The organism is Streptomyces sp. NPDC036815 (assembly GCF_055609205.1).
This window is the reverse complement of record NZ_JBVJPW010000001.1, coordinates 1204814-1230025: the sequence shown is the minus strand read 5'-3', so window position 1 is coordinate 1230025 and position 25212 is coordinate 1204814. Positions and strand designations below refer to the sequence as shown.

General features: G+C 71.4%; 25 protein-coding genes. 7 read left to right on the top strand and 18 right to left on the bottom strand.

Features of this window, described 5'->3' with window-relative positions; translation table 11 throughout:
• Positions 1-77: 77 nt before the first annotated feature.
• Genes ACZ69I_RS05480 through ACZ69I_RS05470 form a run of 3 tightly spaced genes read right to left on the bottom strand, consistent with a single transcriptional unit; the run spans position 78 to position 2988 of the window.
• Positions 78-686 (bottom strand): hypothetical protein, encoded by a 609-nt coding sequence (locus ACZ69I_RS05480; protein ID WP_470830555.1) that lies wholly within the window; start codon positions 684-686, stop codon positions 78-80.
• Between the two features lie 25 nt (positions 687-711).
• A complete protein-coding gene (dapD, locus tag ACZ69I_RS05475; protein WP_470830554.1) occupies positions 712-1713 on the bottom strand; it encodes a 2,3,4,5-tetrahydropyridine-2,6-dicarboxylate N-succinyltransferase in 1002 nt (333 codons plus the stop codon).
• Between the two features lie 9 nt (positions 1714-1722).
• Positions 1723-2988, bottom strand: a complete 1266-nt coding sequence (locus ACZ69I_RS05470; RefSeq protein ID WP_470830553.1) for an MFS transporter — start codon at positions 2986-2988, stop codon at positions 1723-1725.
• A 90-nt stretch (positions 2989-3078) separates the two neighbouring features.
• Between ACZ69I_RS05470 and ACZ69I_RS05465 the strand changes: the two genes are divergently transcribed.
• Positions 3079-3969: a winged helix-turn-helix transcriptional regulator gene (locus ACZ69I_RS05465; RefSeq protein WP_470830552.1), complete on the top strand. Its 891-nt coding sequence runs from the start codon at positions 3079-3081 to the stop codon at positions 3967-3969.
• 264 nt (positions 3970-4233) lie between these two features.
• Here ACZ69I_RS05465 and ACZ69I_RS05460 read toward each other — a convergent pair whose 3' ends face one another.
• From ACZ69I_RS05460 to ACZ69I_RS05410, 11 genes are all read right to left on the bottom strand, one after another.
• Positions 4234-4722, bottom strand: coding sequence for a hypothetical protein (locus tag ACZ69I_RS05460; RefSeq protein ID WP_467667806.1), 489 nt, complete (start codon positions 4720-4722; stop codon positions 4234-4236).
• 114 nt (positions 4723-4836) lie between these two features.
• Entirely contained in the window at positions 4837-5382 is a 546-nt protein-coding gene (locus ACZ69I_RS05455) for a TetR/AcrR family transcriptional regulator (protein WP_470830551.1), read from the bottom strand.
• Positions 5382-5702 (bottom strand): DMT family transporter, encoded by a 321-nt coding sequence (locus ACZ69I_RS05450; protein WP_467667810.1) that lies wholly within the window; start codon positions 5700-5702, stop codon positions 5382-5384. Before ACZ69I_RS05450 ends, ACZ69I_RS05455 begins: the two co-directional genes overlap by 1 nt.
• Positions 5703-5858: 156 nt before the next feature.
• Complete coding sequence (locus ACZ69I_RS05445; RefSeq protein ID WP_030358830.1) at positions 5859-6197, bottom strand: metal-sulfur cluster assembly factor; 339 nt, start codon at positions 6195-6197, stop codon at positions 5859-5861.
• Entirely contained in the window at positions 6194-6667 is a 474-nt protein-coding gene (gene sufU, locus ACZ69I_RS05440; protein ID WP_470830550.1) for a Fe-S cluster assembly sulfur transfer protein SufU, read from the bottom strand. Before sufU ends, ACZ69I_RS05445 begins: the two co-directional genes overlap by 4 nt.
• Before the next feature lie 17 nt (positions 6668-6684).
• Positions 6685-7941 (bottom strand): cysteine desulfurase, encoded by a 1257-nt coding sequence (locus ACZ69I_RS05435; RefSeq protein WP_467667819.1) that lies wholly within the window; start codon positions 7939-7941, stop codon positions 6685-6687.
• Positions 7938-8702: a Fe-S cluster assembly ATPase SufC gene (sufC, locus tag ACZ69I_RS05430; RefSeq protein WP_030784213.1), complete on the bottom strand. Its 765-nt coding sequence runs from the start codon at positions 8700-8702 to the stop codon at positions 7938-7940. The genes ACZ69I_RS05435 and sufC overlap by 4 nt, the downstream gene beginning before the upstream one ends.
• A 7-nt stretch (positions 8703-8709) precedes the next feature.
• Positions 8710-9054 carry a bifunctional 3-phenylpropionate/cinnamic acid dioxygenase ferredoxin subunit gene (locus ACZ69I_RS05425; RefSeq protein WP_355817992.1) on the bottom strand — a complete coding sequence of 115 codons (345 nt, stop codon included), beginning with the start codon at positions 9052-9054 and terminating at the stop codon, positions 8710-8712.
• The gene (gene sufD, locus ACZ69I_RS05420; protein ID WP_470830549.1) at positions 9051-10232 is read right to left on the bottom strand and encodes a Fe-S cluster assembly protein SufD; all 1182 of its coding nucleotides are present in this window, start codon (positions 10230-10232) and stop codon (positions 9051-9053) included. The genes ACZ69I_RS05425 and sufD overlap by 4 nt, the downstream gene beginning before the upstream one ends.
• A 62-nt stretch (positions 10233-10294) precedes the next feature.
• On the bottom strand, positions 10295-11716 hold the full coding sequence (gene sufB, locus ACZ69I_RS05415; protein WP_467667824.1) for a Fe-S cluster assembly protein SufB: 1422 nt from the start codon (positions 11714-11716) through the stop codon (positions 10295-10297).
• Positions 11713-12462 carry a helix-turn-helix transcriptional regulator gene (locus ACZ69I_RS05410; protein ID WP_470830548.1) on the bottom strand — a complete coding sequence of 250 codons (750 nt, stop codon included), beginning with the start codon at positions 12460-12462 and terminating at the stop codon, positions 11713-11715. The genes sufB and ACZ69I_RS05410 overlap by 4 nt, the downstream gene beginning before the upstream one ends.
• Positions 12463-12623: 161 nt before the next feature.
• On the opposite strand from ACZ69I_RS05410, the gene ACZ69I_RS05405 reads away from it, so the two are divergent.
• The 4 genes from ACZ69I_RS05405 to ACZ69I_RS05390 all read left to right on the top strand — a co-directional run bounded on the left by ACZ69I_RS05405 (position 12624) and on the right by ACZ69I_RS05390 (position 17419).
• Positions 12624-13424 (top strand): AAC(3) family N-acetyltransferase, encoded by an 801-nt coding sequence (locus ACZ69I_RS05405; protein ID WP_470830547.1) that lies wholly within the window; start codon positions 12624-12626, stop codon positions 13422-13424.
• Between the two features lie 68 nt (positions 13425-13492).
• A complete protein-coding gene (locus ACZ69I_RS05400; RefSeq protein WP_470830546.1) occupies positions 13493-14416 on the top strand; it encodes an ABC transporter ATP-binding protein in 924 nt (307 codons plus the stop codon).
• Entirely contained in the window at positions 14413-15183 is a 771-nt protein-coding gene (locus tag ACZ69I_RS05395) for an ABC transporter permease (protein ID WP_470830545.1), read from the top strand. Before ACZ69I_RS05400 ends, ACZ69I_RS05395 begins: the two co-directional genes overlap by 4 nt.
• A gap of 40 nt (positions 15184-15223) precedes the next feature.
• Positions 15224-17419, top strand: a complete 2196-nt coding sequence (locus tag ACZ69I_RS05390) for a glycogen debranching N-terminal domain-containing protein (RefSeq protein ID WP_470830544.1) — start codon at positions 15224-15226, stop codon at positions 17417-17419.
• Here ACZ69I_RS05390 and ACZ69I_RS05385 read toward each other — a convergent pair.
• Positions 17378-18616: a glycosyltransferase family 4 protein gene (locus ACZ69I_RS05385; RefSeq protein ID WP_470830543.1), complete on the bottom strand. Its 1239-nt coding sequence runs from the start codon at positions 18614-18616 to the stop codon at positions 17378-17380. The two genes, ACZ69I_RS05390 and ACZ69I_RS05385, sit on opposite strands and share 42 nt — an antisense overlap.
• Before the next feature lie 139 nt (positions 18617-18755).
• On the opposite strand from ACZ69I_RS05385, the gene ACZ69I_RS05380 reads away from it, so the two are divergent.
• Together ACZ69I_RS05380 and ACZ69I_RS05375 are read left to right on the top strand one after the other, a co-directional pair.
• Positions 18756-21470 carry a hypothetical protein gene (locus ACZ69I_RS05380; protein ID WP_470830542.1) on the top strand — a complete coding sequence of 905 codons (2715 nt, stop codon included), beginning with the start codon at positions 18756-18758 and terminating at the stop codon, positions 21468-21470.
• 25 nt (positions 21471-21495) lie between these two features.
• Positions 21496-22503, top strand: a complete 1008-nt coding sequence (locus ACZ69I_RS05375; RefSeq protein WP_467670697.1) for a COX15/CtaA family protein — start codon at positions 21496-21498, stop codon at positions 22501-22503.
• Positions 22504-22540: 37 nt separating this feature from the next.
• Here the strand turns inward: ACZ69I_RS05375 and ACZ69I_RS05370 are convergent, their stop codons facing one another.
• The 3 genes from ACZ69I_RS05370 to ACZ69I_RS05360 form a co-directional block, all read right to left on the bottom strand.
• Entirely contained in the window at positions 22541-23638 is a 1098-nt protein-coding gene (locus ACZ69I_RS05370) for an amidohydrolase family protein (RefSeq protein WP_467667840.1), read from the bottom strand.
• Between the two features lie 101 nt (positions 23639-23739).
• Positions 23740-24099 (bottom strand): hypothetical protein, encoded by a 360-nt coding sequence (locus ACZ69I_RS05365; RefSeq protein ID WP_467667842.1) that lies wholly within the window; start codon positions 24097-24099, stop codon positions 23740-23742.
• Positions 24100-24195: 96 nt separating this feature from the next.
• Positions 24196-25149, bottom strand: a complete 954-nt coding sequence (locus ACZ69I_RS05360; protein WP_467670699.1) for a heme o synthase — start codon at positions 25147-25149, stop codon at positions 24196-24198.
• Between the last annotated feature and the right edge of the window lie 63 nt (positions 25150-25212).

The window sequence follows — 25212 nt, the reverse complement described above, 5'->3', positions numbered from 1 at the left end:
CCCCGGCAGAGAAATCGGGCAGAGAAAAACCGGAGCGGCCACCCCGTGAGGGGTGGCCGCTCCGGTCGAGGTGCGCGTCAGCGGGCCGCGGGGAACCCCGCCGCCTTGGTCCAGCGCAGCGTGTCGCTGCCCCGGCTGAACGTGACCTTCTTGCCTCCGGGGGCGACGACGATCTTCTCCCAGCCGTCGAAGTTCTTCGTGAGGTGCTTCGCCCACTTCGTCAGCGGCCCGACGGCCACCGCGGCGACCGACTCGGTCGGCGGCTCGCCGTCCGCGCAGTACCGACCGAAGTCACCGAAGGCCGCGACGGTGCCGTCCTTGGCCTTGAGGGTGATGCCCTGGCAGGCGTCGGTCTTCGTCCCGTGGACGAGGGCCGGCTTCGACCAGCCCCTGGCCCGGGGGCTGTAGTCCTGCACGAACAGGCCCTTGGCGCGCATGTAGTGCATGGCCACGCGGCGCCCGTCGGCGAGCTTGACCTGCGCGTTGAAGGGGCTGGGGCTGCCGCTCCAAGGGATGTCGCTCCTGCGCAGCGGATAGCCGTGGCCGCCGGTGGCCGCGCGGCTCACCTGGTGCGCGCCGCCGCGGACGTCGTCCCGGGGCTGCCCCACGCTCTGTCCGCACCCGGCGACCAGGCCGAGCACCGCGACGGCGCCGAGGGCCAGGGCCCGTGCACCCGTTCTGTTCATGTCGCTCCCCCTGTGACGGTGTCCGTCAGTTGTGGCTGTGCAGTACGTCGTTCAGGCCGCCCCACACCGCGTTGTTCGGGCGGGCCTCGACGGCGCCGGTGACCGAGTTGCGGCGGAAGAGGATGTTCGAGGCGCCGGAGAGCTCGCGGGCCTTGACGATCTGGCCGTCGGGCATGGTCACGCGGGTGCCCGCGGTGACGTACAGACCGGCCTCGACGACGCACTCGTCGCCCAGCGCGATGCCGACGCCCGCCTCGGCGCCGATCAGGCAGCGCTCGCCGATGACGATGCGGACGTTGCCGCCGCCGGAGAGCGTGCCCATCGTGGAGGCGCCGCCGCCGATGTCCGAGCCGTCGCCGACGACGACACCGGCTGAGATGCGGCCCTCGACCATGGAGGTGCCGAGCGTGCCCGCGTTGAAGTTCACGAAGCCTTCGTGCATCACGGTCGTGCCCTCGGCCAGGTGCGCGCCGAGGCGCACCCGGTCGGCGTCGGCGATGCGGACGCCCTTCGGCGTGACGTAGTCCGTCATGCGCGGGAACTTGTCGACGGACGTCACGGCGAGGTGCAGGCCCTCGGCGCGGGCGTTGAGGCGCACCTTCTCGACGTCGTCGACGGCGACCGGGCCGAGCGAGGTCCAGGCGACGTTGGCGAGGAAGGCGAACTGGCCGTCGAGGTTCACGCCGTGCGGCTTGACCAGGCGGTGGCTCAGCAGGTGCAGGCGCAGGTAGACGTCGTGGGCGTCCAGCGGCTTGTCGTCGAGGGACGAGATGACCGTACGTACGGCGACGATCTCCACGCCACGGCGGGCGTCCGGGCCGATGGCCTTGGCCGCGCCCGCGCCGAGCAGTTCCACGGCGCGCTCGGCGGTCAGCCGCTCGCTGCCGGCGGGGCCGTGGCCCTCGGCGGACGCCGCGACGAGCTCGGGCGCGGGGAACCAGGTGTCGAGAACGGTGCCGTCGGCGGTGACGGTGGCGAGGCCTGCGGCGACGGCGCCGGTGGTGCGGGAAGCGTTCGTGTCGGTCATGGGTGAAACCTAACCGGAGGTGCGGCGCGCGGGCGAACCGGTCTCAGGGTCCGGGCTGCCCGCGGTGCCGCTCGCCGTGCCGCCCCCGGCCACGGCCGCCGCCACCGCCGCGGAGGGCCGCCGCGCCCGGCCCCGCTCCGCCGCGAGGACCAGGCATCCCGCCGCCCCGGCGACCGCCGCGCAGACCGGCCACAGCAGCCCCGGGGCCACGGAGTAGAGCGCCCCGCCCAGTGGTGCCGAGAGCACGACGCCGCTGACCGAGACGCCCGAGTACAGGCTCTGGAAGCGGCCCTGCACGTGTGCGGGGGCTTGGTCGGCGACGTACGCGGTGGCCGGTGTCTTGTAGAGGATCTCCCCCGCGGTGAGCAGCAGCATCATCGCCACGGCGGTGCCGACTCCGGTGCCGAGGGCGAGCACTGCGCAGCCCGCGCCGACGAGCAGCAGGCCCGAGCCGATGATGCGCAGGGGTGCCCGGTCGCGCAGGGCGAGGGTGGCGGGGAGTTCGAGGAGCAGGATGACGCCGCCGTTGATCGCGAGGAGCCAGCCGTAGACGCCGGTGCCGAGTCCGTGCCGGTCGAGGTCGACGGGGAGGGTCGAGTACTGCTGCCGGTAGACGAGGTCGGTGAGGAGGATGGCGACGAGGAGGACGAGGACGGTGGGCCGCTCGCGCAGGGCGGCGAGGACTCCCGGGCCCCGGTCGGCCGTCGGCTCGGCGCGCACCGCGCCGCGGGCGGGCAGCACCCTCGCGGCGTACCCGGCGAAGATCAGCGTGCCGATGCCGTCGATGACGAAGAGCCAGGTGTACGAGGTGTGGGCGATGAGGAGCGCGCCGAGCGGGGGTCCGACGGTGAAGCCCGCGTTGCCGGCGAACCGGTGGACCGCGAACCCCTGACGGCGGGCGCCCTCCGGCACGGACACGGCGACGAGGGCGCCGGTGGCGGCGCGCGCGCAGCCGCCCGCGTACTGGCTCAGCGGCGGCACGACGTACAGCAGCTCGACCGGCAGGAACGGCAGTGCCAGCACGCCCGCGCCGCCGATCAGCGAACCGGCGAGCAGGACGCGCCGGTGGCCCGAGCGGTCGCCGAACCAGCCGCCGGTGAAGTTGCCCGCGACCATGCCGACGCCGCCGATGCCGCTGATCAGTCCGGCCTGGGCGAGGGGGAGGCCGCGTTCGTCCGTCAGGTAGACGAAGAAGTAGACGAAGGTGAAGGCGACGACCATGTTGAAGAACTGACCGGCGGCCAGCAGCCACACGGTCCTCGGAACATCACGCACGTCGCCCCCCGGCAGATCGGTGACCGCCCCTCGGGGGCAGCCCCCAGGGGTCAGTTCCTTTTGGGAACGGACTATGTCAGCATGTGCGTCATGGCGCAACGGACCCGACTCGACGACGACCACTGCGCGATCGCGCAGGCCCTGGACGTCGTGGGCGACTGGTGGACCCTGCTGATCGTGCGCGACGCGGCGCGGGGGGTGCGCCGCTTCGACGAGATGCAGCGCGAACTGGGCGTGTCCCGGAAGGTGTTGAGCGAGCGGCTGAAGCTCCTGGTGGAGGCGGACGTCGTCACGCGCGTCCCGTACCAGGACCGTCCGGTGCGCCATGAGTACCGCCTGACGCCGCGCGGCCGCGCGCTGCTGCCCGTCCTGGTCGCCCTCCAGGACTGGGGGGACACCTGGGTTCTGGGAGAGGGAGAGACGATGGCGACGGCGGCGGAGACCTCACGGGAGGCGCAGCGGGTGCACGCGCTGCTCGGCACGCGCGTGCCGGAGCTGCGGCTCGTGGGCCACGACGGGGAGCTGCTCGACCCGGTGGCCGCGGACACGCCGTACACGGTCCTGTACTGCTTCCCCGGCGCGTACGCCCGCAAGGACGCCTACCCGCCGGGCTGGGCGCGGATTCCCGGCGCGCGCGGCTGCACGCTGGAGTCCTGCTCGTTCCGCGACCAGCTGGCGGAGTTCACCGCTGCGGGCGCGAGGGTGCACGGGGTGTCCTCGCAGCGCCCGGACGAGCAGCGGGCGTTCGCGGAGAAGGAGGGCCTGCGCTTTCCGCTCCTCTCGGACGCGGACCTGGGCCTCACGGCGGCTCTGCGCCTGCCGACGTTCCGCGCGGCGGGGGTGAGCCGCCTGAAGCGCCTGACGCTGGTGCTCGACGGCGACCGGACCGTCCGTGACGTGCAGTACCCGATCACGGACGTCACGGCGAGCGTCGAGGCGGCGCTGCGGACGGTCAAGGGCCTCGCGTCCCGCTCCGGCTGAGGGTGCGCGCCGGAGCGGAACGAGCGAGTGACACCGCATCACGCATGCCGCGCCGCACTTACTGGGACTGCGCGCGCTCCCGCATGAAACGCAGCCCGAAGAAAACCATTCCCGCCGCTCCGGCCACCGCACCGAAGGCACACAGCACGACCGCCCACTGAGCCAATTCCCGCGTCATCCAGAGAAGGCCCACGGCGACCAATGCGAGGGAGAGCAGAAATCTCTCGCCATTTCCCGGAGCACGTCCGGGAGTGCGGCTTCCGTTCAGTCCCTTGTCGCGGTGCACGAGTACTTGACGCCCTTCATTTTGATGGTCCGCCATCCTGCCATCACCCCCACCGTCGACGTGGAATTCACCGGGGCGACATCGGTTCCGCCACCACCGCCGCCGCCCTGCTTGCGGCAGTAATAGCCGAGGGCGTCGAGCTTCTTGAGGTCACTCATCGCCTGGTACTTCTTGTACGACTCGATCATGGCCGCACGCTTCTGCGCAGGCGTCGCTTCCTTGGCCTTCGTGTACGCGTAGCAACCGACGCTGGCGCCGATCCCTACCCACGATGCCCCCTTGGCCAGCGCTTTGGCAAGGCCTGCCGCCCCGCTGCCGATCCCGAGGACGGCACAGATCTCGTCCGCGCCGAGGGCCTGCCGCTGCGCGGTCTCCGCAGGCGCCGAAGCCGCATACGCCGTACCGCCCGCAACCCCGGTCATGGCGCAGGCAATGACGACGGAAATACCTTTATGACGCATGCTCATGAACTCGTTCCCCCAAGTTCTCGCAATTGCTTGGTCAATGCACGCGGGACGCTACCAGCGGGAACTCGGCGCACGCAATGATCTTTGTCGGCAAAAAGCGAATCCTTGACGGATCTACACAAGCAGCCGTCCGAGCATCTCCCGCGCATACTCCTCGTCGTACTCGCCGCCGGTGAGGAGCACCTGCAGGCTCATCCCGTCCATCAACGCGACGAGGGCGCGCGCGGTGACCGGGTCGGTGCGGAGCTCGATGACATCGGTGAGCCCCGCGCACCATTCGGCGGCCACGGGGCGCAGCGCGGGCCGCCGCACGGCGGCGAGATAGAGCTCGTACTCCAGCTCGACCCCGGAGCGCTCCCCCGCGAACCACTCGCCCAGGACCCGGGCAAGGCCGCGGGCCAGGTCCGCGGGACCCGCCGCCGCGTCCTCGAACACGTCACTGGCGGCCATCACCTTCGCGAAGCCCTCGTTGCTCTGCCGCAGGGCGGCCGTCAGCAGTTCGTCGAGCGTCTTGAAGTGGTACGTGGTCGAGCCGAGCGGCACGTCCGCCTCGGCGGCGACCGAGCGGTGGCTGAGCCCGCCGATCCCCTTCGCCCCGACGACGCGGATCGCGGCGTCGATGATCCGCTGGCGGCGCTCGGGGTCGTAGCGGCGGGCCATCAGTGGGCCCCTCCCAGGTTGAGCACGACGACGCCCGCGATGACGAGCGCGATGCCCGCGACCTTGATCAGGTTGGCCGACTCCCCCAGGAAGACCATGCCGATGGCGGCCACGGCGGCGGTGCCGATGCCGGCCCAGATCGCGTAGGCGGTGCCTACGGAGAGGGTCTTCAGGGTCTGCGCGAGCAGCGTGAAGGCGAGCAGATAGCCCACGACGGTGATGAGCGAGGGCCACAGCCTGCTGAACCCCTCGCTGTACTTCATGGCCGTGGTCCCGGCCACCTCCGCCGCGATGGCCGCGGCCAGCAGTGCGTATCCCATGCGTACGAGTGTACATATCGATGTGGACGGCTGTACGCAAACGCGGCCGTGACGGTCCTGCTCGCGCCCGTCCCGCACGAGGCAGCGCGCTGCCGAGACACGGAGAGGGCCCCGGCAACACTGCCGGGGCCCTCTCCGCGATCCTGGTCGAACGGCTCAGACGTTGAACCCGAGCGCCCGCAACTGCTCGCGCCCATCGTCCGTGATCTTGTCCGGGCCCCACGGCGGCATCCAGACCCAGTTGATCCGGAGTTCGTTGACGATGCCCTCCGTCGCCGACTTCGCCTGGTCCTCGATGACGTCCGTCAGCGGGCAGGCCGCGGACGTCAGCGTCATGTCGATCGTGGCGATGTTGGCGTCGTCGATGTGCACGCCGTAGATCAAGCCGAGGTTGACGACGTCGATGCCCAGCTCGGGGTCGACGACGTCGTACAGCGCCTCGCGGACCTCTTCCTCCGAAGCGGGCTTCGTCGTGAGTGTCTCGTTCTCGCTCATGCCGTCTTCCTTTCAGCGGCCCCGTCGGTCTCGCCCAGTGCCTGGGCCGTCGCGTCCTTCCAGGCCATCCAGCTCAGCAGGGCGCACTTCACGCGCGCCGGGTACTTGGAGACGCCCGCGAACGCGACCGCGTCCTCCAGGACCTCTTCCATCGCGTCGTCCGGCTCCAGCTTGCCCTTGGACTGCATCAGTTCCAGGAAGACTTCCTGGATCCTCTGCGCCTGGGCGAGCTCCTTGCCGACCAGGAGGTCGTTCAGGACGGACGCGCTGGCCTGGCTGATGGAGCAGCCCTGCCCCTCGTACGACACGTCGGCGATCGTCGACCCGTCGTACCGCACGCGCAGCGTGATCTCGTCGCCGCACGTCGGGTTGACGTGGTGCACCTCGGCGTCGCCATCGCGCAGACCACGCCCGTGCGGGTGCTTGTAGTGGTCCAGGATGACTTCCTGGTACATCGAATCCAGCTTCACGTTGCCCAGCCAGCCCCTCAGCCGAAGAAGTTCCGTACGTGCTCCAGGCCGTCGACGAGCGCGTCGATCTCGCCGGGCGTGGAGTACAGATAGAACGACGCTCGCGTGGTCGCAGGAATTCCGTAGCGCAGGCAGACGGGGCGCGCGCAGTGGTGGCCGACGCGGACCGCGATGCCTTCCTCGTCGAGCACCTGGCCCACGTCGTGCGGGTGGATGTCGCCGAGCGTGAAGGAGATCGCGGCGCCACGCTCCTCGGCCGTGGTGGGGCCGATGATGCGGAGGTCGGGGACCTCCAGGAGGCGCTTGACCGCGTACTCGGTGATCGCGTGCTCGTGCGCGGCGATCTTGTCCATGCCGATGGCCGACAGGTAGTCCACGGCCGCGCCCAGGCCCACGGCCTGGGAGACCGGGGGCGTGCCCGCCTCGAACTTGTGCGGCGCGGGAGCGTACGTCGACGAGTTCATCGACACCGTCTCGATCATCTCGCCGCCACCGAGGAACGGGGGCAGGTCCTCCAGGAGTTCCTGGCGGCCCCACAGCACGCCGATGCCCGTCGGGCCGCACATCTTGTGGCCGGTGAAGGCCACGAAGTCGGCCTGCAGCGCCTGCACGTCCAGCGGCATGTGCGGGGCGGCCTGCGAGGCGTCGATCAGGACGAGCGCGCCGACCTCCTGGGCGCGGCGCACGATGGCCTCGACCGGGTTGTGCGTGCCCAGGATGTTGGAGACGAGCACGAAGGAGACGATCTTCGTCTTCTCGGTGATGACCTCTTCGATGTTGGAGAGGTCGAGGCGGCCGTCGTCCGTCAGACCGAACCACTTCAGCTTCGCGCCGGTGCGCTGCGAGAGCAGCTGCCACGGCACGATGTTGGAGTGGTGCTCCATCTCCGTGATGACGATCTCGGTCTCGTGGTCCACGCGGTAGGGCTCATCGGCCCAGCCGAGCATGTTGGCCACGAGGTTCAGCGACTCCGAGGCGTTCTTGGTGAAGATCACCTCGTCGCGGCTGGGCGCGTTGATGAACGCCGCGACCTTGTCACGGGCGCCTTCGTACAGCGCCGTGGCCTCCTCGGCGAGGACGTGCACGCCGCGGTGAACGTTGGCGTTGTGCTGCTCGTAGTACTCGTTCAGCACGTCGAGGACCTGGCGCGGGGTCTGCGAGGTCGCCGCGTTGTCCAGGTACACGAGCTTCTTGCCGTCGTGGATCGTGCGATCCAGGATCGGGAAGTCCTTGCGGATCGCCTCGGTGTCGAGGAGGCCCGGCAGCTGTGTCACGCGGATGCGCCACCCTTCGTGTAAGCCTCGTAGCCCTCGGCCTCCAGCTTGTCGGCGAGCTCGGCGCCGCCGGACTCGGCGATGCGGCCGTTCGCGAAAACGTGCACGAAGTCGGGCTTGATGTAGCGCAGGATGCGCGTGTAGTGCGTGATCAGCAGGGTGCCGACCTCGCCCGTCTCGCGGACGCGGTTGACGCCGTCGGAGACCTGGCGCAGCGCGTCGACGTCGAGGCCGGAGTCCGTCTCGTCGAGGATCGCGATCTTCGGCTTGAGGAGCTCCATCTGGAGGATCTCGTGGCGCTTCTTCTCACCGCCGGAGAAGCCCTCGTTCACGTTGCGCTCGGCGAAGGCCGGGTCCATCTGGAGCTGCTCCATCGCGGACTTGACCTCCTTCACCCAGGTGCGCAGCTTGGGGGCCTCGCCGCGGATCGCCGTCGCCGACGTACGCAGGAAGTTGGAGACCGAGACGCCGGGGACCTCGACCGGGTACTGCATGGCGAGGAACATGCCGGCGCGGGCGCGCTCGTCAACGGACATCTCCAGGACGTCCTCGCCGTCGAGGGTGACGGTGCCCTGCGTGATCGTGTACTTGGGGTGACCCGCGATGGAGTAGGCGAGAGTCGACTTGCCGGAGCCGTTCGGGCCCATGATGGCGTGGGTCTCGCCCTGCTTCACGGTCAGGTCGACGCCCTTGAGGATCTCCTTGGTGGAGTTGTCGGCCTCGACGGTGACGTGCAGGTCCTTGATTTCAAGCGTTGCCATGGGTGCCTCAGGACTCCTGGGAAGGGGAGGCGTGCACGTCAACGAGTACATCGCCCCCTTCGATCTTTACGGGGTATACGGGTACGGGGCGCGTCGCGGGCAGGCCGGACGGCTTGCCGGTGCGGAGGTCGAAGCTGGAGCCGTGCAGCCAGCACTCGATCTGGCAGTCCTCCACCTCGCCCTCGGAGAGGGAGACGTTCGCGTGCGAGCAGATGTCGTGGATCGCGTACACCTCGCCCTCGGTGTGGACGACGGAGACGGGCGTGCCGTCGAGTTCCACCCGCTTCGGGGTGTCCTCCTCCAGCTCGCTCAGTCCGCAGGCCCGAACGAAGCGGGCTTGGTCGAGGCTCATGCGACGGTCGCCTCCAGCTCCTCTTCGATCTTCGCGATGAGGCGCTCCTCGACGTCGGGCAGGCCGATCTGCTGGACCAGCTCGGCGAAGAAGCCACGAACGACGAGGCGGCGGGCCTCTTCCTCCGGGATGCCGCGCGACTGCAGGTAGAAGAGCTGCTCGTCGTCGAAGCGGCCGGTCGCCGAGGCGTGGCCCGCGCCGACGATCTCGCCGGTCTCGATCTCGAGGTTCGGCACCGAGTCGACCCGGGCGCCGTCGGTGAGCACGAGGTTGCGGTTCATCTCGTACGTGTCCGTGCCCTCGGCGGCGGCCTCGATGAGGACGTCGCCGATCCACACCGCGTGGGCGTCGTCGCCCTGGAGCGCGCCCTTGTAGACGACGTTGGACTTGCAGTGCGGGGTGTTGTGGTCGACCAGGAGGCGGTGCTCCTGGTGCTGGCCCGCGTCGGTGATGTACAGGCCGAAGAGCTCGGCCTCGCCGCCGGTGCCCGCGTAGTTCACGCGCGGGTGGAGGCGGACGAGGTCGCCGCCGAAGGTGACGACGACGGACTTGAAGGAGGCGTCGCGGCCGACCAGCGCGTTGTGCTGGGCGACGTGCACCGCCTTGTCGTCCCAGTCCTGGACGGAGACGACGGTGAGCTTGGCGCCGTCGCCGACGACGAAGTCGACGTTGGCAGCGAGCACGGCGTCACCGGTGTGGTCGATGACGACCAGGGCCTCGGCGAACGCGCCCAGCTCGACGACCTGGTGCGCGAAGGCGGTGCCGCCCTCGCCGTGCACGGCGATGCGGATCGGCTCGGTGAGCACCGTCTCCTTGGGGACGGTCACGACCGAGGCCTTCTCGAAGGACGAGTACGCCTGGGCGGCGACGCGGTCGACGGGCTTGCCCGCCTTGCCGACGCGCGCGTCGTCCCGGCCGACGGTCTCCTGGATGACGCCCTCGGGGGCGCTCACCTCGACGCGGATGCCGCCGTCGGCGACCGCGGTTCCGTCGTGCAGCCCGCGCAGACGCTCCAGCGGCGTGAACCGCCACTCCTCCTCCCGGCCGTGCGGGACCGGGAAGCTGTCCACGTCGTAGGACGGGGGAGCGCTCATACGGGTGGCGACGGTGGACTCGGCGGCCACCGCGATGGATCCCGCGGTGGTGCTGCCCACCGGGATGTTCTGAGCCTCAGCCATGGCTGTCGTCGTGCTCTCTCTCTGGGTAAAGATGTCGGTCGCTGCGGGGACGGTTGCCGGGATTAACCGACCGAACCCTCCATCTGCAGCTCGATCAGCCGGTTCAGCTCCAGGGCGTACTCCATGGGCAGCTCCTTGGCGATCGGCTCGACGAAGCCGCGCACGATCATCGCCATGGCCTCGAACTCCGTCATGCCGCGGCTCATCAGGTAGAAGAGCTGGTCGTCGGAGACCTTGGAGACGGTGGCCTCGTGCCCCATGGAGACGTCGTCCTCACGGACGTCGACGTAGGGGTAGGTGTCCGAGCGGGAGATCGTGTCGACAAGCAGCGCGTCGCAGAGCACGTTCGACTTCGATCCCGCGGCGCCCTCACCGATCTCGACGAGGCCGCGGTACGACGTACGACCGCCGCCGCGCGCCACCGACTTGGAGACGATGTTGGAGGACGTGTTCGGCGCCATGTGGACCATCTTGGAGCCGGCGTCCTGGTGCTGGCCCTCGCCCGCGAAGGCGATGGACAGCGTCTCGCCCTTGGCGTGCTCGCCCATGAGGTAGACGGCGGGGTACTTCATCGTCACCTTGGAGCCGATGTTGCCGTCGATCCACTCCATGGTCGCGCCCTCGTACGCCACGGCGCGCTTGGTGACCAGGTTGTAGACGTTGTTCGACCAGTTCTGGATCGTCGTGTAGCGGCAGCGGCCGCCCTTCTTCACGATGATCTCGACCACGGCGGAGTGCAGCGAGTCCGACTTGTAGATCGGCGCGGTGCAGCCCTCGACGTAGTGGACGTAGGCGTCCTCGTCGACGATGATCAGCGTCCGCTCGAACTGGCCCATGTTCTCCGTGTTGATGCGGAAGTAGGCCTGGAGCGGGATCTCGACGTGCACGCCCTTGGGGACGTAGATGAACGAGCCACCGGACCAGACGGCGCTGTTCAGCGAGGCGAACTTGTTGTCGCCGACGGGGATGACGGTCCCGAAGTACTCCTTGAAGAGCTCCGGGTGCTCCTTCAGCGCCGTGTCGGTGTCCAGGAAGATGACGCCCTGCTCCTCCAGGTCCTCGCGGATCTGGTGGTAGACGACCTCGGACTCGTACTGCGCGGCGACACCGGCGACGAGGCGCTGCTTCTCCGCCTCGGGGATGCCGAGCTTGTCGTACGTGTTCTTGATGTCCTCGGGCAGGTCCTCCCAGGACTCCGCCTGCTTCTCCGTGGAGCGCACGAAGTACTTGATGTTGTCGAAGTCGATGCCGGAGAGGTCCGAGCCCCAGTTCGGCATGGGCTTCTTGTCGAAGAGGCGCAGGCCCTTCAGGCGCAGCTTCGTCATCCACTCCGGCTCGGACTTCTTGGCCGAGATGTCCCGGACGACGTCCTCGTTGATGCCGCGCTTGGCAGAGGCACCCGCCGCGTCGGAGTCGGCCCAGCCGTATTCGTAGTTGCCCAGGCCCTCGAGCTCAGGGTGGGCAGTCTCCGTGGGGAGAGTCATGCGGGGTTCCTCCCGGCCGTGCTTGCTGATGCTGATGTGGTGGTCCGTGTGGTGCTGTCGCCGCCGCTGCCACGGCGCGGGATGAACGTCGTACAGACGCCGTCTCCGTGGGCGATCGTGGCGAGGCGCTGCACATGCGTGCCGAGCAGCGCGGAGAAGATTTCCGTCTCCGCCTCGCACAGCTGCGGGTACTGCTCGGCGACATGGGCGACAGGGCAGTGGTGCTGACAGAGCTGCTCGCCGACCGGTGCGCTACGCGCCGTAGCAGCGTACCCGTCGGCGGTCAATGCCTTCGCCAGAGCCTCGGTGCGCTGTTCGGGGGGTGCGGCGGCCATCGCCTTGCGGTACGTCTCCGCCTGGGCGGCGATTCTCGCCCGGGCGAATTCGACGACCGCGCCCTCTCCGTGGTGCTCGGTGATCCACCGGAGCGCGTCCGCGGCCAGCTTGTCGTACGACTGGTCGAAGGCGTCGCGCCCGCAGTCGGTCAGGGCGAAGACCTTGGCGGGCCTGCCCCGGGTCCGGGCTCCGTAGACGCGCTGCTCACGGGGCTCGACGACGTTCTCATGGGCGAGGGCGTCGAGGTGGCGGCGGACGGCCGCCTGGGTGAGGCCGAGGCGCTTCGCGAGGTCGGCGACGGTGGACGGGCCGTGATCCAGGATGGAGCGCGCGACCCGGTTGCGCGTCGAGTGGTCCGAGCGCATCCCGGCCGCGAGTTCCTCCTGCGGAGCCTCGCCAACGTTTTTCACAACGCCATTGTTGCGTAATTCCTCAGAGCCTGACAACCCGCGTCTCGAGCGACCGCTGGTGCGCTGCATCACTTAGGCATACCTAAGCTGACCTGCGGAAACGATCACCGATCGATCAAATCGGTGGCGCCCGCGAGCCCCGTACAGCACACTCGGGAACCATGCCGACACCCCCTCCGACCGGCCCTTTGTGCACCCGCGCGACGCTCGCGGACGACCTGCGCGAGCTCGGCGTCCGGCCCGGCGAGACCCTCCTCGTGCACACCTCGCTCAGCGCGCTCGGCTGGGTCGCGGGCGGCGCGGTCGCCCTCGTCCAGGCGCTGCTCGACACGCTGGGCCCGGACGGCACGCTGGTGGTCCCCGCCCACTCCGGCGACAACTCCGACCCCGCGCCCTGGCAGAGCCCGCCCGTGCCCGAGGAGTGGTGGCCCGCGATCCGCGCGTCGCTGCCCGCGTACGACCCGCTGACCACGCCCACGTACGGGATCGGCATCGTCCCGGAGACCGTGCGCCGCTGGCCCGGCGCGCTGCGCAGCGCCCACCCGCAGACCTCGTTCGCCGCGCTCGGACCGGCCGCCGCGGACCTCACCTCCGGGCACGCCCGCGACTGCCGGCTCGGCGAGCGCAGCCCCTTGGCACGCCTGGAGCGGGCGGGCGCCCGCGTGCTGCTCCTCGGCGCCGGCTTCGACGCCTGTACGGCCTTCCACCTGGCCGAGTACCGGATCCCCGGCCCCATGGAGGAGAACTCCTTCGCCGTCATGACGTCCGCGGGGCGCCGCTGGAAGACCGTGCGGGAACGCTCGATCTCCGAGGACGGCTTCGCGGAGCTCGGCGCGGCGTACGAGAAGGACTCCCCCGTCGTACGCGGCCACGTCGGCGCCGCCCTGTCCCGGCTCTTCCCCGTGGCGGACGCCGTCGCCTACGCCGAACGGTGGCTGGCCGAGCACCGGCCGCGGACGTAGCGTCGCGCGGCGGAACCGCACCGCCCCGCCGGTCCTCGCCCCCGGCGCCGAACCTAGACTGGCTCACCATGCGAAACGAGCCCGTCGTCCAGATCCGGAATCTGGTCAAGCGGTACGGAACCAAGACCGCGGTGGACGGTCTCGACCTGACGGCCGGGGCGGGCATCACCGCCGTCCTCGGCCCCAACGGCGCGGGCAAGACCACCACGATCGAGACCTGCGAGGGATACCGGAAACCGGACTCCGGCACCGTCCGCGTCCTCGGTCTCGACCCGGCGCGCGAGGCGGACGCCCTGCGGCCCCGCATCGGCGTGATGCTCCAGTCCGGCGGCGTCTACTCCGGCGCCCGCGCCGACGAGATGCTCCGCCACGTGGCCAAGCTGCACGCCCGCCCCCTCGACGTGCCCGCGCTCATCGAGCGCCTCGGCCTGGAGAGCTGCGGCCGCACCACCTACCGGCGGCTTTCCGGCGGCCAGCAGCAGCGCCTCGCGCTCGCCATGGCCGTGGTCGGCAGGCCCGAGCTCGTCTTCCTCGACGAGCCGACCGCGGGCCTCGACCCGCAGGCGCGCCGGGCCACCTGGGACCTCGTACGCGATCTGCGGCGCGACGGCGTCGGCGTCATCCTCACCACGCACCACATGGACGAGGCCGAGGAGCTCGCCGACGACGTCGCGATCATCGACGCGGGCCGGGTCATCGCCCAGGGCAGCCCCGACGAGCTCTGCCGCGGCGGCGCCGAGAACACCCTGCGCTTCAGCGGCCGCCCCGGCCTGGACGTCGCCTCGCTGCTCAAGGCCCTGCCCCCGGACTCGGCCGCCGCCGAACTGACCCCCGGCTCCTACCGGGTCAGCGGCACGGTCGACCCGCAGCTGCTCGCCACCGTCACCTCGTGGTGCGCGCAGCACGGCGTCATGCCGGAGAAGATCTCGGTCGAACGCCACACACTGGAAGACGTGTACTTGGAACTCACCGGCAAGGAGCTGCGCGGATGAGCGCCGCAGGGACCTACACGCCGGAGCCGGGCGCCGCCCCGCTCCGCCGCATGATCGCCGCGCAGGCGGCGCTCGAGACGAAGATGCTGCTGCGCAACGGCGAGCAGCTGCTCCTCACGGTCGTGATCCCGACCCTCCTGCTCGTCCTGTTCAGCGCCGTCGACATCGTCGACACGGGTGACGGCGACGCGGTGGACTTCCTCGCGCCCGGCATCCTCGCGCTCGCCGTGATGTCGACGGCCTTCACCGGCCAGGCCATCGCGACGGGCTTCGAGCGCCGCTACGGCGTCCTCAAGCGGCTCGGCGCCTCGCCGCTCCCCCGCTGGGGCCTGATGACCGCCAAGACCCTCTCGGTCCTGGTCACCGAGGTCCTGCAGATCGTGCTGCTCACGGTCATCGCGTTCGCCCTGGGCTGGTCGCCGCACGGCAACCCCGTCTCCGTGCTCCTGCTCCTGGTGCTCGGCACGGCCGCGTTCTCCGGACTCGGCCTGCTGATGGCGGGCACCCTCAAGGCCGAGGCGACGCTCGCCGCCGCGAACCTCGTCTTCCTGCTCCTGCTGATGGGCGGCGGCGTGATCGTCCCGCTCGACAAGTTCCCCGACGCGGCGCAGACGGTGCTCGGCCTGCTGCCCATCTCGGCGCTCTCGGACGGGCTGCGCGACGTCCTGCGGCACGGCGCGGGCATGCCGTGGGGCGACCTCGGCATCCTCGCGGTGTGGGCGGTGCTCGGGCTCGGCGCGGCGGCGAAGTTCTTCCGCTGGGAGTGACAGCGGCATGACGTGAGGGCGCAGCGGGCACTCCCGTTCCGTGGCCGACACCCCGGAATTACCCGCACCGCGCCGGGCCCTCGCCCTGCAGCCGCTGCTGCACGACGTGATGATCTGCGTCGCGGCCCCCGCCTTCACCGCGTCGGGCCGTGACGGTCAGCTGCGCGGCGCACGGGCCGACGGCTTCTACGACCACGACCGGCGGCTCCTGCACACCCTGGTGCTGCTGCTCGACGGCCGCGAGCCCGAGCCCGTCGGCGTCCAGCCGCTCGGCCCCGACCGGGTCCGCTTCACCGCCGTGCACCGCTACCCGGGAGACGGCACGGACGACCCGACGCTGATCGTCGAGCGCGTGCGCACCGCCGGGGCGGGCGAGACGGTCCTGCTGCGCAACGTCGGCACCCTCACCCACACCGTGCGCGTCGAGCTGGCCGCCGCCACCGATCTCGCCGACATCGCCGACGTCAAGCACGGGCTCACCGGCCCGGCCGTGCCGCCGTCCGCCGCGCGGACCGGGGCGGCCGCGCTCTCCTGGCGCTCCCCCACGGGCCGCGCCAGGATCCTGCTCGCCGAGAGCCCCACGCGCCCCAGGACCTCGGCGGGCCCGGCGCGCGCCACCTTCACCTGGTCGCGGGTCGACGTGCCGCCGGGCGGCTCCTGGCTGATCCGGCTCGCCGTCACGGGCCGCGCCGTCCCCGCACCGCCGGGCCATCCGGTCGCCGCCTCCCCGCACGCGCCCTGGTCGGAGCCGGTGGTCCGGGGCGACCGGCGGCTGGTCGCGCTGGTCCGCCAGGGGCTCGCCGATCTGCGGGCGCTGCGCCTCGCGGACGGCGCGGGCGGGCGGCCCGCGCCCCGCGACGACCAGTTCATCGCCGCTGGCTGCCCCTGGTACCTGACGCTGTTCGGCAGGGACTCGATCTGGTCGGCCCGCATGCTGCTGCCGCTCGGCACCGACCTGGCCCGCGGCACGCTGTGGACCCTCGCCCGGCGCCAGGGCACGGTCCACGACGAGTTCCGTGAGGAGGCGCCGGGGCGCATCCTGCACGAGCTGCGGCCCGCGCAGTCGGAGCACGGCCACGGCCTGCTGCTCCCCTCCCACTACTACGGCTCCGTCGACGCGACCCCGCTCTTCGTCTCGCTCCTCGTCGACGCCTGGCGCTGGGGCCTGCCCGCGGCCGACGTCGAGGGCCTCCTGCCGTACGCGGAGCGCGCGATGGACTGGATCGTCGCCGTCTGCGGCAAGGACAAGGACGGGCTGCTGCGCTACTACCCGCGCCCCGGCGGGCTGCTCCACCAGTCGTGGAAGGACTCCGCCGACGCGGTGCGCGACGCGGCGGGCCGCCGCGTCGAACCCCCGCTGGCCCTCTGCGAGGTGCAGGGATACGCCTACGAGGCGGCGACGGGCCTCGCCGCCCTGCTGGAATCCCGGGGCGCCGACGGGCGCGCCCGCGAGCTGCGCGGCTGGGCCGCGGCCCTCCGGGACCGTTTCGCGGACGCCTTCTGGATCACCGGCAAGGACGGCCCCGCTCCCCGCTACGCCGCCATCGCGGTCGGCCGGGACCTCACCCCGGTCACCGGCCCCGCGTCCAACATGGGCCAGCTGCTCGCCACCGGCATCCTCGACACGGCCGGCTGCGCCGACGTCGCCGCCTGGCTCGCCTCCCCCGAGCTGAACTCCGGCTGGGGGCTGCGCAGCAGGTCGGCCGCAGTGCCCGGCTTCAACCCGCTGAGCTACCACGGCGGTTCGGTGTGGACCCACGACACGGCGATCGCCGTGCAGGGCCTGTGCGCGTCGGGCCGCCAGGCCGAGGCCGCGGCGCTCGCCGACGGCCTGCTGGACGCGGCGGTGCACTTCTCGTACCGGATGCCGGAGCTGTACGGCGGCGACGCGCGGACCGAGACCTCGCCCGCCCCGCTCGCCTATCCGGCCGCCTGCCGCCCGCAGGGCTGGTCGGCGGCGTCCGGCGTCGCGGTGCTCGCGGCACTCCTCGGGCTGCGGCCCGACGCGGCGCGGCGCAGGCTCGCGCTGCGTCCGCTCCACCCGGCGCTGCTCGGGCCGCTCACCGTGTCGGGGCTGCGCCTGGCGGGCGCGGACCTCTCGGTACGGATCGGCGGGGACGGGCGGGCCGCGGTGGCCGGGCTGCCCGGGGGCTGGCGGGTCGACATCGACGTGGAGGCCGGAGCGGGCGCCGGTTCAGACACTGGCGCGGGCGCCGGTCCGGACCCCGTCGGCTGACGCTCCGTCCGCTCGCGAGAGCAGCGTGCGGTACTCCGCGCGCATCCGCTCCAGGTAGATCTTGCGCAGGTCGAAGTGGTCCCTGACGTGCTCCCGGCCGCGCAGCCCCATCCGGCGGCCGGTCCCGCGGTCGTCGAGCAGGGCGGCGATCCGCGCGGCGAGCTGTTCCTCGTTCCCGTCCGGCACGAGGTGGCCGATGACGCCGTCGGCGTCGACGCCCTCGCCCAGACCGCCCATCCGGGTCACCACCACGGGCCGCGCGGCCGCCATGGCCTCCAGGGGGGCGAGTCCCATCGGCTCCGCGAAAAGCGAGGGGTAGACGACGACCGTGGACTCGGCGTAGAGACCAGGCATTTCCTCGACACCGGCCTCCACGAAATCCACGTACGACTTCAGGCCGCGCTTCTCGATCTCCTTTTCGAGGCTTTCCCGGAAGCCGATCTTCTCGCCGTGGAAATCGACCGTCCGGCGGGTGTCCGTGAGGACGAGCCGGGGTTCGAATGCGCACATGCGGCGCTTGACGATGAGGTCGAGCGCGGCCACCGCGAGCATCGCGCCCTTGTCCGGGATGAGCCGCGCGGGCAGCAGGACCGTGCCCTGCCGGGGCGCGTCGTCGAGTGGCGCGACCGAGGTGTAGGGAGCGGTGTCGATGCCCAGGTAGGTGCGCTCCGCCCGTACGTCGAGCACGTCGGCACAGGCGGTCCGCAGGAACTCCGAGACCGCGTAGTGCCCGTCCCACTCCGCCGCCATGAGCGTGGATCCCCGGCTGCCCGGGGCGCCCCAGATGCTGTGGTAGGTGTGGCAGAGCACCAGACCGAGCGGCCCGCGCAACGTCTCCAGGGCCCTGGCCGGGGCCTCGCTGAAGTGGTGCAGGTTGTGGCAGTGCACCACGCGCACCCCGCGCTTGCCCAGGACCTCGGCGAACCACCGGGTGAGGCGGCGCAGGTCGCCGGAGTCGCGCTCCAGTCTGGCGAGGTCGAGCGCCGGGTGGGCGAGCACCTCCACGCCCGGCTGGCCCGGTGTCTGCGCGCCGGGGGTGCCGGTGAGGACGGTGACGCGGTGGCCCCGCCGCGCCAACAGCCGCGAATAGTCCCACAAGTGGGATTCCACCCCGCCCACACAGGGCGGAAATGACCAGTGGACCAAGGCGATATGCACCCCGTCTTCCGGGGATTGATCCTGCGCGTCGAGATCCATGCCGCCTCCGTGCCGTCGAATCCGCGAAGCGCAGACTAGCCCCGGTTTCCCCTGCTGTTGTATTCCGGTGAGGGCGGGTTTTCCCCGAGAATGGGACTGTACTGCGCAAAGGGCGGGTGAGGGCAGACAGGGGGAACTGATGTCCGTATCGCTTTCCGGTTTAGTCGTCGGCGCACGCAAACGGTTCGTCCTGACCCGCAAACGGCTCACCCTCACCATGAAGCGGCTCGCCGCCGGCGCCACCGCGCTCTCGGGCGTGGCGGTCGCCCTGGTGGCCCTCCTCAAGGACAAGACGACCGGACCGGTGATGTGGACCCTGGTCGGCTTCATCGTGCTGGTCATGGTCTCCCTCGTCGTCATGGCCGCGCCGGCGCACGGGCGCGCCGCTGGGGACACCGCGTCGGCCGCCTCTCCCCCGAACAACCTCCCCTTCCGCTCCCGCTACTTCGTGGGCCGCAAGAACGAGATGGCCCGGATCGAGCGGACCCTGCGCCCCGGCAAGGGCGCCGGGGGCCGCCGCGTCTGCGTCCTGCACGGCACCGGCGGCATCGGGAAGTCCCAGCTGGCCACGGTGTACGCACACGACAAGCTCGAGGAGCACAGCCTCACCCGATGGCTCAACGCCACCAGCGCCGACCGGCTCCTGTGCGACCTCCTCGAACTCGCCGCCCTGATCGGCATCGCCTACCACGAGTCCAAGACCGTGGTCCTCTCCCGCCTCTGGAGCTGGCTGCGCGACCACCCGGACTGGCTCCTCGTCTACGACAACGTCCAGCTCGACGGGGCCGAGGCGAACAGCGACGGTCCCATCGACCGCCTGGAGCGGCTGCAGCCCCTGCTGCCGCCCGAAGGGGCCGGGAAGGTGCTCATCACCACCCAGCACCGCGAGGGCTGGAGCGGCCTGTGCCCGGACCCCGTCGAGCTCACCGTCTACGCCGAGGCCGAGGGCCTGGAGTTCCTGCGGCTCAGGACCGGCTCGTCGGACGACGGGCGGCTCGCCCGGCTCGGCCGGCTCCTCGGCTGGCAGCCCCTCGCCCTGGAACAGGCCGGTGCCTACATCGAGCAGGCCGAGATCAGCGTCGAGAGCGAGGACTTCGAGGACTACCTGCAGCGGCTCTCCGAGCAGACCGCCGACAGCGACGCCAAGACCTTCGAGCTGGCGATCGAGCGGATCGGGCGCCAGCAGCCCGCCGCCGAGGACCTGCTGCGGCTCTGCTCCTTCCTCGCCTCCGAGGACGTGCCCCGCACCATGCTCTTCCGGTACCGCTCGGTCCTGCCCGACCGGCTGCGCCTGGTGATGGAGGACCAGCTCGCCTTCACCCGGCTCGTCCTCAAGCTCGTCCAGCACTCCCTGATGACCCGCCAGGGCGACGGCCGCACGGAACCGGTGACGTACGGCATCCATCCCCGCGTCCAGATCTTCATCCGCTCCCGCCTCACCGGCCACGAGCGCCTGGAGTGGTCGCAGGCCGCGGTCCGGCTGATCGAGGCCGCCTTCCCGCTCGCCCCCGAACAGCTCGACTCGCGCCTCGCCTGCGAGCGCCTGATGCCGCACGTCGACGCGGTGACCGCCGAACCCGCCTGGGCCGAGGACGACGACGGCGAACTGGGCGCGGCGCGCGATCCGGAGGCCCTCGTGCGGCTGCTGCACCGGGCGGGCAGTTATCAGAGCCACCGCTGCGACTGGAAGAGCGCCCTGGCCTTCTTCGCCCGCGAGGTGGAGCTGCGCGGCCTCGGCACCGGCTCCGAGCACAGCCTCGCGACGGCCCACCTGGCCATCGCCCGCCAGCACTACCTCCTCGCCCACCTGGACCCCGCGGAGGCGGCCTGCGGCCGGGCCCTCGCCCTGTGCGACGCCCACAAGGACGACGACGCCTTCCAGCAGATACGGGCGCAGTGCTGCCGTCAGTTCGGCGGCATCCTGCGCGAGCGCAACCGCTTCCGCGAGGCGGGCGGCTATCTGGAGGCCGCCCTGCGGATCTACGAGCACCAGGGTTCCGGCTGGGAGGTGAGCGACTGGGCGGTCACCGAGCAGGAGGCCGGCATGATCCACCGCAACGCGGGCCGCCTCACCGACGCGCTCGCCTGCTACCGGCGGGCCGGCGAGCTGATCGGCAGCGGCGGCTCCACCGGCCTGGAGGAGCACGTGGTGTTCCGCGCCATGCTCCGGCGCGACGTCGGCATCGTCGCGCAGGACCGCGGCGACCTGGACACCGCCCAGGCCGAGCTGGCGGCCGCGCACGCCGTCTTCTGCAGCAAGCGCGGCGAGGAGGACTTCGAAACCGCGCAGGTCGCCAAGTTCCTCGCGGACGTGGAGCGCCGCAAGGGCCAGCAGTGCAAGGCCGCGTCCCGGCAGGCCCGCAGCCCCCTGCGCAAGCGCGGCCTGCGCGCCCAGGCCCAGACCCATCTCACCCGTGCGCACGAACTCCTCGGCCCCGTCCTGACCCTGCTCGGCGAGCGCCGGGCGACGGAGGCCCACACCTACGCCGCCTGTCTCAACAAGCTCGGCTCGCTGCAGTGGGCCGAGGGGCACCTCAACAAGGCGATCGACACCCTGCGCGAGGCCGAGGGGATCTACGTCGCCGCGTACGGCCCCGACCACCACTACCGGGCGAAGACCCTCTGCCGGCTCGGCCCGGTGCTGCGGGCCGCGGGCTACCGGACCCGCGCCGAGCAGGAGCTGCGTACGGCGGAGCGCATCTTCGTCGTCAGTCTGGGCGAGGAGCACCCCTCGCTCGTGGCGGTGTACGCGTTCCTCGCGGACTGCGCCGCGGACCCGGCCCGCGCGGCGGAGCTCCGGGCCCGAGCGGACCGCATCCACCGGTCGCTCTGGGACAACTCGTCCCCCTCGTGAAGACATGCACAAGCGGCCCCCTACGATGGTGCGCGTGCCAAAAGTGACCCGAGCCGACATCACCTCGGCCGCGCGGAACCCGCTCGCCTTCATCGCCGAGCGCTGGACCCCCACCCAGCGGACCGTCCAGCAGGCGGCCGTGATCTCCGTCGTCATGACGGTGCTCATCGTGGTGACGGGCGGCGCCGTCCGGCTGACCGGCTCCGGCCTCGGCTGCCCGACCTGGCCCAAGTGCACGGACCAGTCCCTCACCGCGACGAGCGAGATGGGCGTCCACGGCGCCATCGAGTTCGGCAACCGCATGCTGGCCTACGTGCTGAGCGCGGCCGTCGGCTGGGCGATCATCGCGGCCCGTTCGCAGAAGCCGGTGCGGCGCAGCCTCACCCGGCTCGGCTGGGTCCAGTTCTGGCTGGTGATGGGCAACGCCGTGCTCGGCGGCATCGTGGTCCTCGTCGGCCTGAACCCGTGGACGGTCGCGGCGCACTTCCTGCTCTCCTCCGCGCTGATCGCCGTCGCCGTCACCATGTGGCAGCGGACCCGCGAGGGCGACGGCGAGCCGCGCCCGCTGGTGGGCAAGGCCGTGCTGCAGCTCGTGTGGGTCCTCGTCACGGCCTCCGCGCTGCTGATCGCCGTGGGCACGGTCGTCACCGGCTCGGGACCGCACGCGGGCGACTCCAGCGACGTGCCGCGGATGGGCTTCGACTGGGAGGCGGTCAGCAAGCTGCACGCCGTCCTCGCCTGGATCGTGGTGACGCTGGCGTTCGCCCTGTGGTTCGTGCTCAAGGCGGTCGACGCGCCGCCCGGCCCGCTGGCCCGCACCCGCGAGCTGTTCCTGGTGCTCCTCTCGCAGGGCGCGATCGGTTACGTCCAGTACTTCACGGACCTGCCGGAGATCCTGGTCGGCCTGCACATGCTCGGTTCGTGCCTGGTGTGGATCGCCGTGCTGCGGGTGCTGCTCTCGATGCGGGAGCGGCCGCTCACCACGGCGGACGTGCCCGCCCAGGCGGACGACTCACGCCTCTCGGCCGTCTGAGCCCGGCAGGCCGTGGGCGGCCGGGCACCGGCCGCCCTCACCGCTGCGCGCCCGCCGCGAGCCCGTAGACCCGTCGGGCATTGCCCGCGGCGATCAGCCCCGCCACCCGCTGCGCGTCGGTGAGCGACCAGGCGCCCTCCGCGACCCAGGTGCCGAGCACCCGCCCGAGCGCCTCCCGGAACAGGTGCGCGCCGACGACGTGCAGTTCGGGCAGCCCGTGGGCGCCGCTGGAGAACAGCAGCTTGCCGAAGGGCGCGAGTTCGAGGATCTCGGCGAGCACGGCGGCCGCGCGGGCCCCGGTGCGTACGAGCGCGGGCCCGAGGTCGGCGTACACGTGCGGGAAGACGGCCGCCAGGTGCGCGGCGCTGCGGTGGTACGGATAGCCGTGCAGCAGCACCAGATCGGTGCCGAGCCCCGCGGTGGCCCGTGCGAAGTCCCCCAGATACGTCTGCGGGTCCCCGGCGCCCGCGTGCAGTTGCAGCGGCCGTCCCGAGGCCACGGCGATCCACAGCAGGTGCCGCAGCAGGACGGGATCGGCGAGCGCCCCGCCCACCTGGCGCCCGGCCAGCCAGCGCCCGACCGCGCCCCGCACCTCGCCGGGGCCGGGCGGTTCCGGCGCGAGGGCGAGCGGATGGCGCACCCCCGCGACCGAGGTGAAGGCGACCGCGCCCACGGCGGCGGCGTGCACGGACTCGGCGAGATTGGCGAGGAACGCGTCCGCGGTGCCCGAGGTGTCGGCGACCTGTTCGGCGAGTAATTCCAGGCGGACGATCTCGCGGGCGTCGGCGTCGCCGGTGCAGGCCATCTCGGCGGGCCCCGTCAGGTCCCCCGGCAGCCCCGTGTCGACGAGGTACGTGGTGATGCCGCTGCCCCGCAGCAGGCGCCGCCCCGACTCCAGGACGCCGAGTTCGCGGCGCCGGGCGAGGTAGCGGGCCGGCGGGCAGTGCGGTTCCAGGCCGAGCAGCGGCGGACACCAGCGGCGCACCGCGAAGCCGGTCTGGGTGTCGAAGAAGGTGGTGCCGGGGGCGGGCGGTCCCTCGCCCCGGCCGAGGTGGGCCTCGAAGGTGCCGAGGCCCAGCTCCGTGCGCAGGACGCCATGGCAGTACTGGTCCACCAGGGACGGCGTTTCGATCATCCGGACTCCCGATGGGTGGACCGTGCTCCTACGGTCCTAACGGGTGACCCAGGCGTCAGGTGTTGCTTTCGGCCAGTCTCTGTCGAACGTACGGCGGGGCGTCAGCCGTTGCTCGGGCCGCCCAGCTGGATGCCGGCCATCCGCTTCCACTCGTAGGGGCCGGTCCGCACCTTGGCCGCGAAGTCCCCCGCGAACTCCTCGTGGACGGTGACTCCGGCCTTCTCGACGGCGTCCTGCGCGATGGCGTAGGTGGGCGCGACGAGGTCGCCCCAGCCGCCGTCCTCGCCCACGAGGACGATCCGGGCGCCCTCGTGCCCGATGTACGCGACCTGCGCCTCGGCTCCGCCGTGCGCCCGCGCGAAGGTGCCGATCTCCTTGGCGAGCCTGGCCGCCCGGCGCTCGGCCTTGGCGGCCTGCTTGCTGTCGCCCTTGCTCTCGTCCACCTGCTGTGTGTCTGCCATGGGCAGGATGCTACCGACGGGTAGATCAACTGGCGACGGGCGGGGCGCGTGGCGTTCAACACCACGTGCCCCGCCCGTCGGCGGAGTGGAGGGGGGTCAGCGGAGGAAGGGGTCCACGGCCACCGCCACGAAGAGCAGCGAGACGTAGGTGATGGACCAGTGGAAGAGCCGCATCTCCTTGAGCTTGCCGCCCGTGACCTCGGCCTTGGCGCGGCTCTGCAGCCCGTGCGCCTCCCACAGCCAGAAACCGCCGGTGACCAGCGCGACCGCCGTGTAGAACCAGCCGGTGTAGCCGAGCGGCTGGAGCAGCAGCGAGACGGCGACCATCATCCAGCTGTAGAGGACGATCTGGCGGGCGACCACCTTGTTGGAGGCGATGACCGGCAGCATCGGCACGCCGACGCGCGCGTAGTCGGCCTTGACCTTCATGGAGAGCGGCCAGTAGTGCGGCGGCGTCCAGAAGAACATGACCAGGAAGAGGATGACCGGGGCCCACGACATGGAGTCGGTGACCGATGACCAGCCGATGAGGACCGGCAGACAGCCCGCGATGCCGCCCCAGACGATGTTCTGGGAGGTGCGCCGCTTGAGGATCATCGTGTAGACGACCACGTAGAAGAGCAGCGCGCCGAGCGAGAGCCAGGCGGAGAGCCAGTTGACGGCGAAGCCGAACAGCAGGGTGGAGACGACCCCGAGGGTGATGCCGAACACGAGGCACTCGCGCGGGCTGACCATGCCGGTCACCAGCGGCCGCTGCGACGTGCGGTCCATCAGGGCGTCGATGTCGCGGTCGATGTACATGTTGAGCGCGTTCGCGCCCCCCGCGGAGAGGTAGCCGCCCAGGCAGGTCACGAAGACCAGCCACAGGTCGGGCACCCCCTGTTCGGCGAGGAACATCACCGGAACGGTGGTGATGAGCAGCAGCTCGATGATCCGCGGCTTCGTCAGCGCCACAAACGCCTTGACGCGAGCCCCGAACGGCCGATGGCTCGGGCTCAGGTCCGTCCCGGAAACCCCCGCTGGACGGGATTCAACGGCCGTCACGCACACCCCTGACAGAGACATCCCAGCGGGCCGACCAGCACCTTCTGACATGAAGATCCGGTAAAGCCC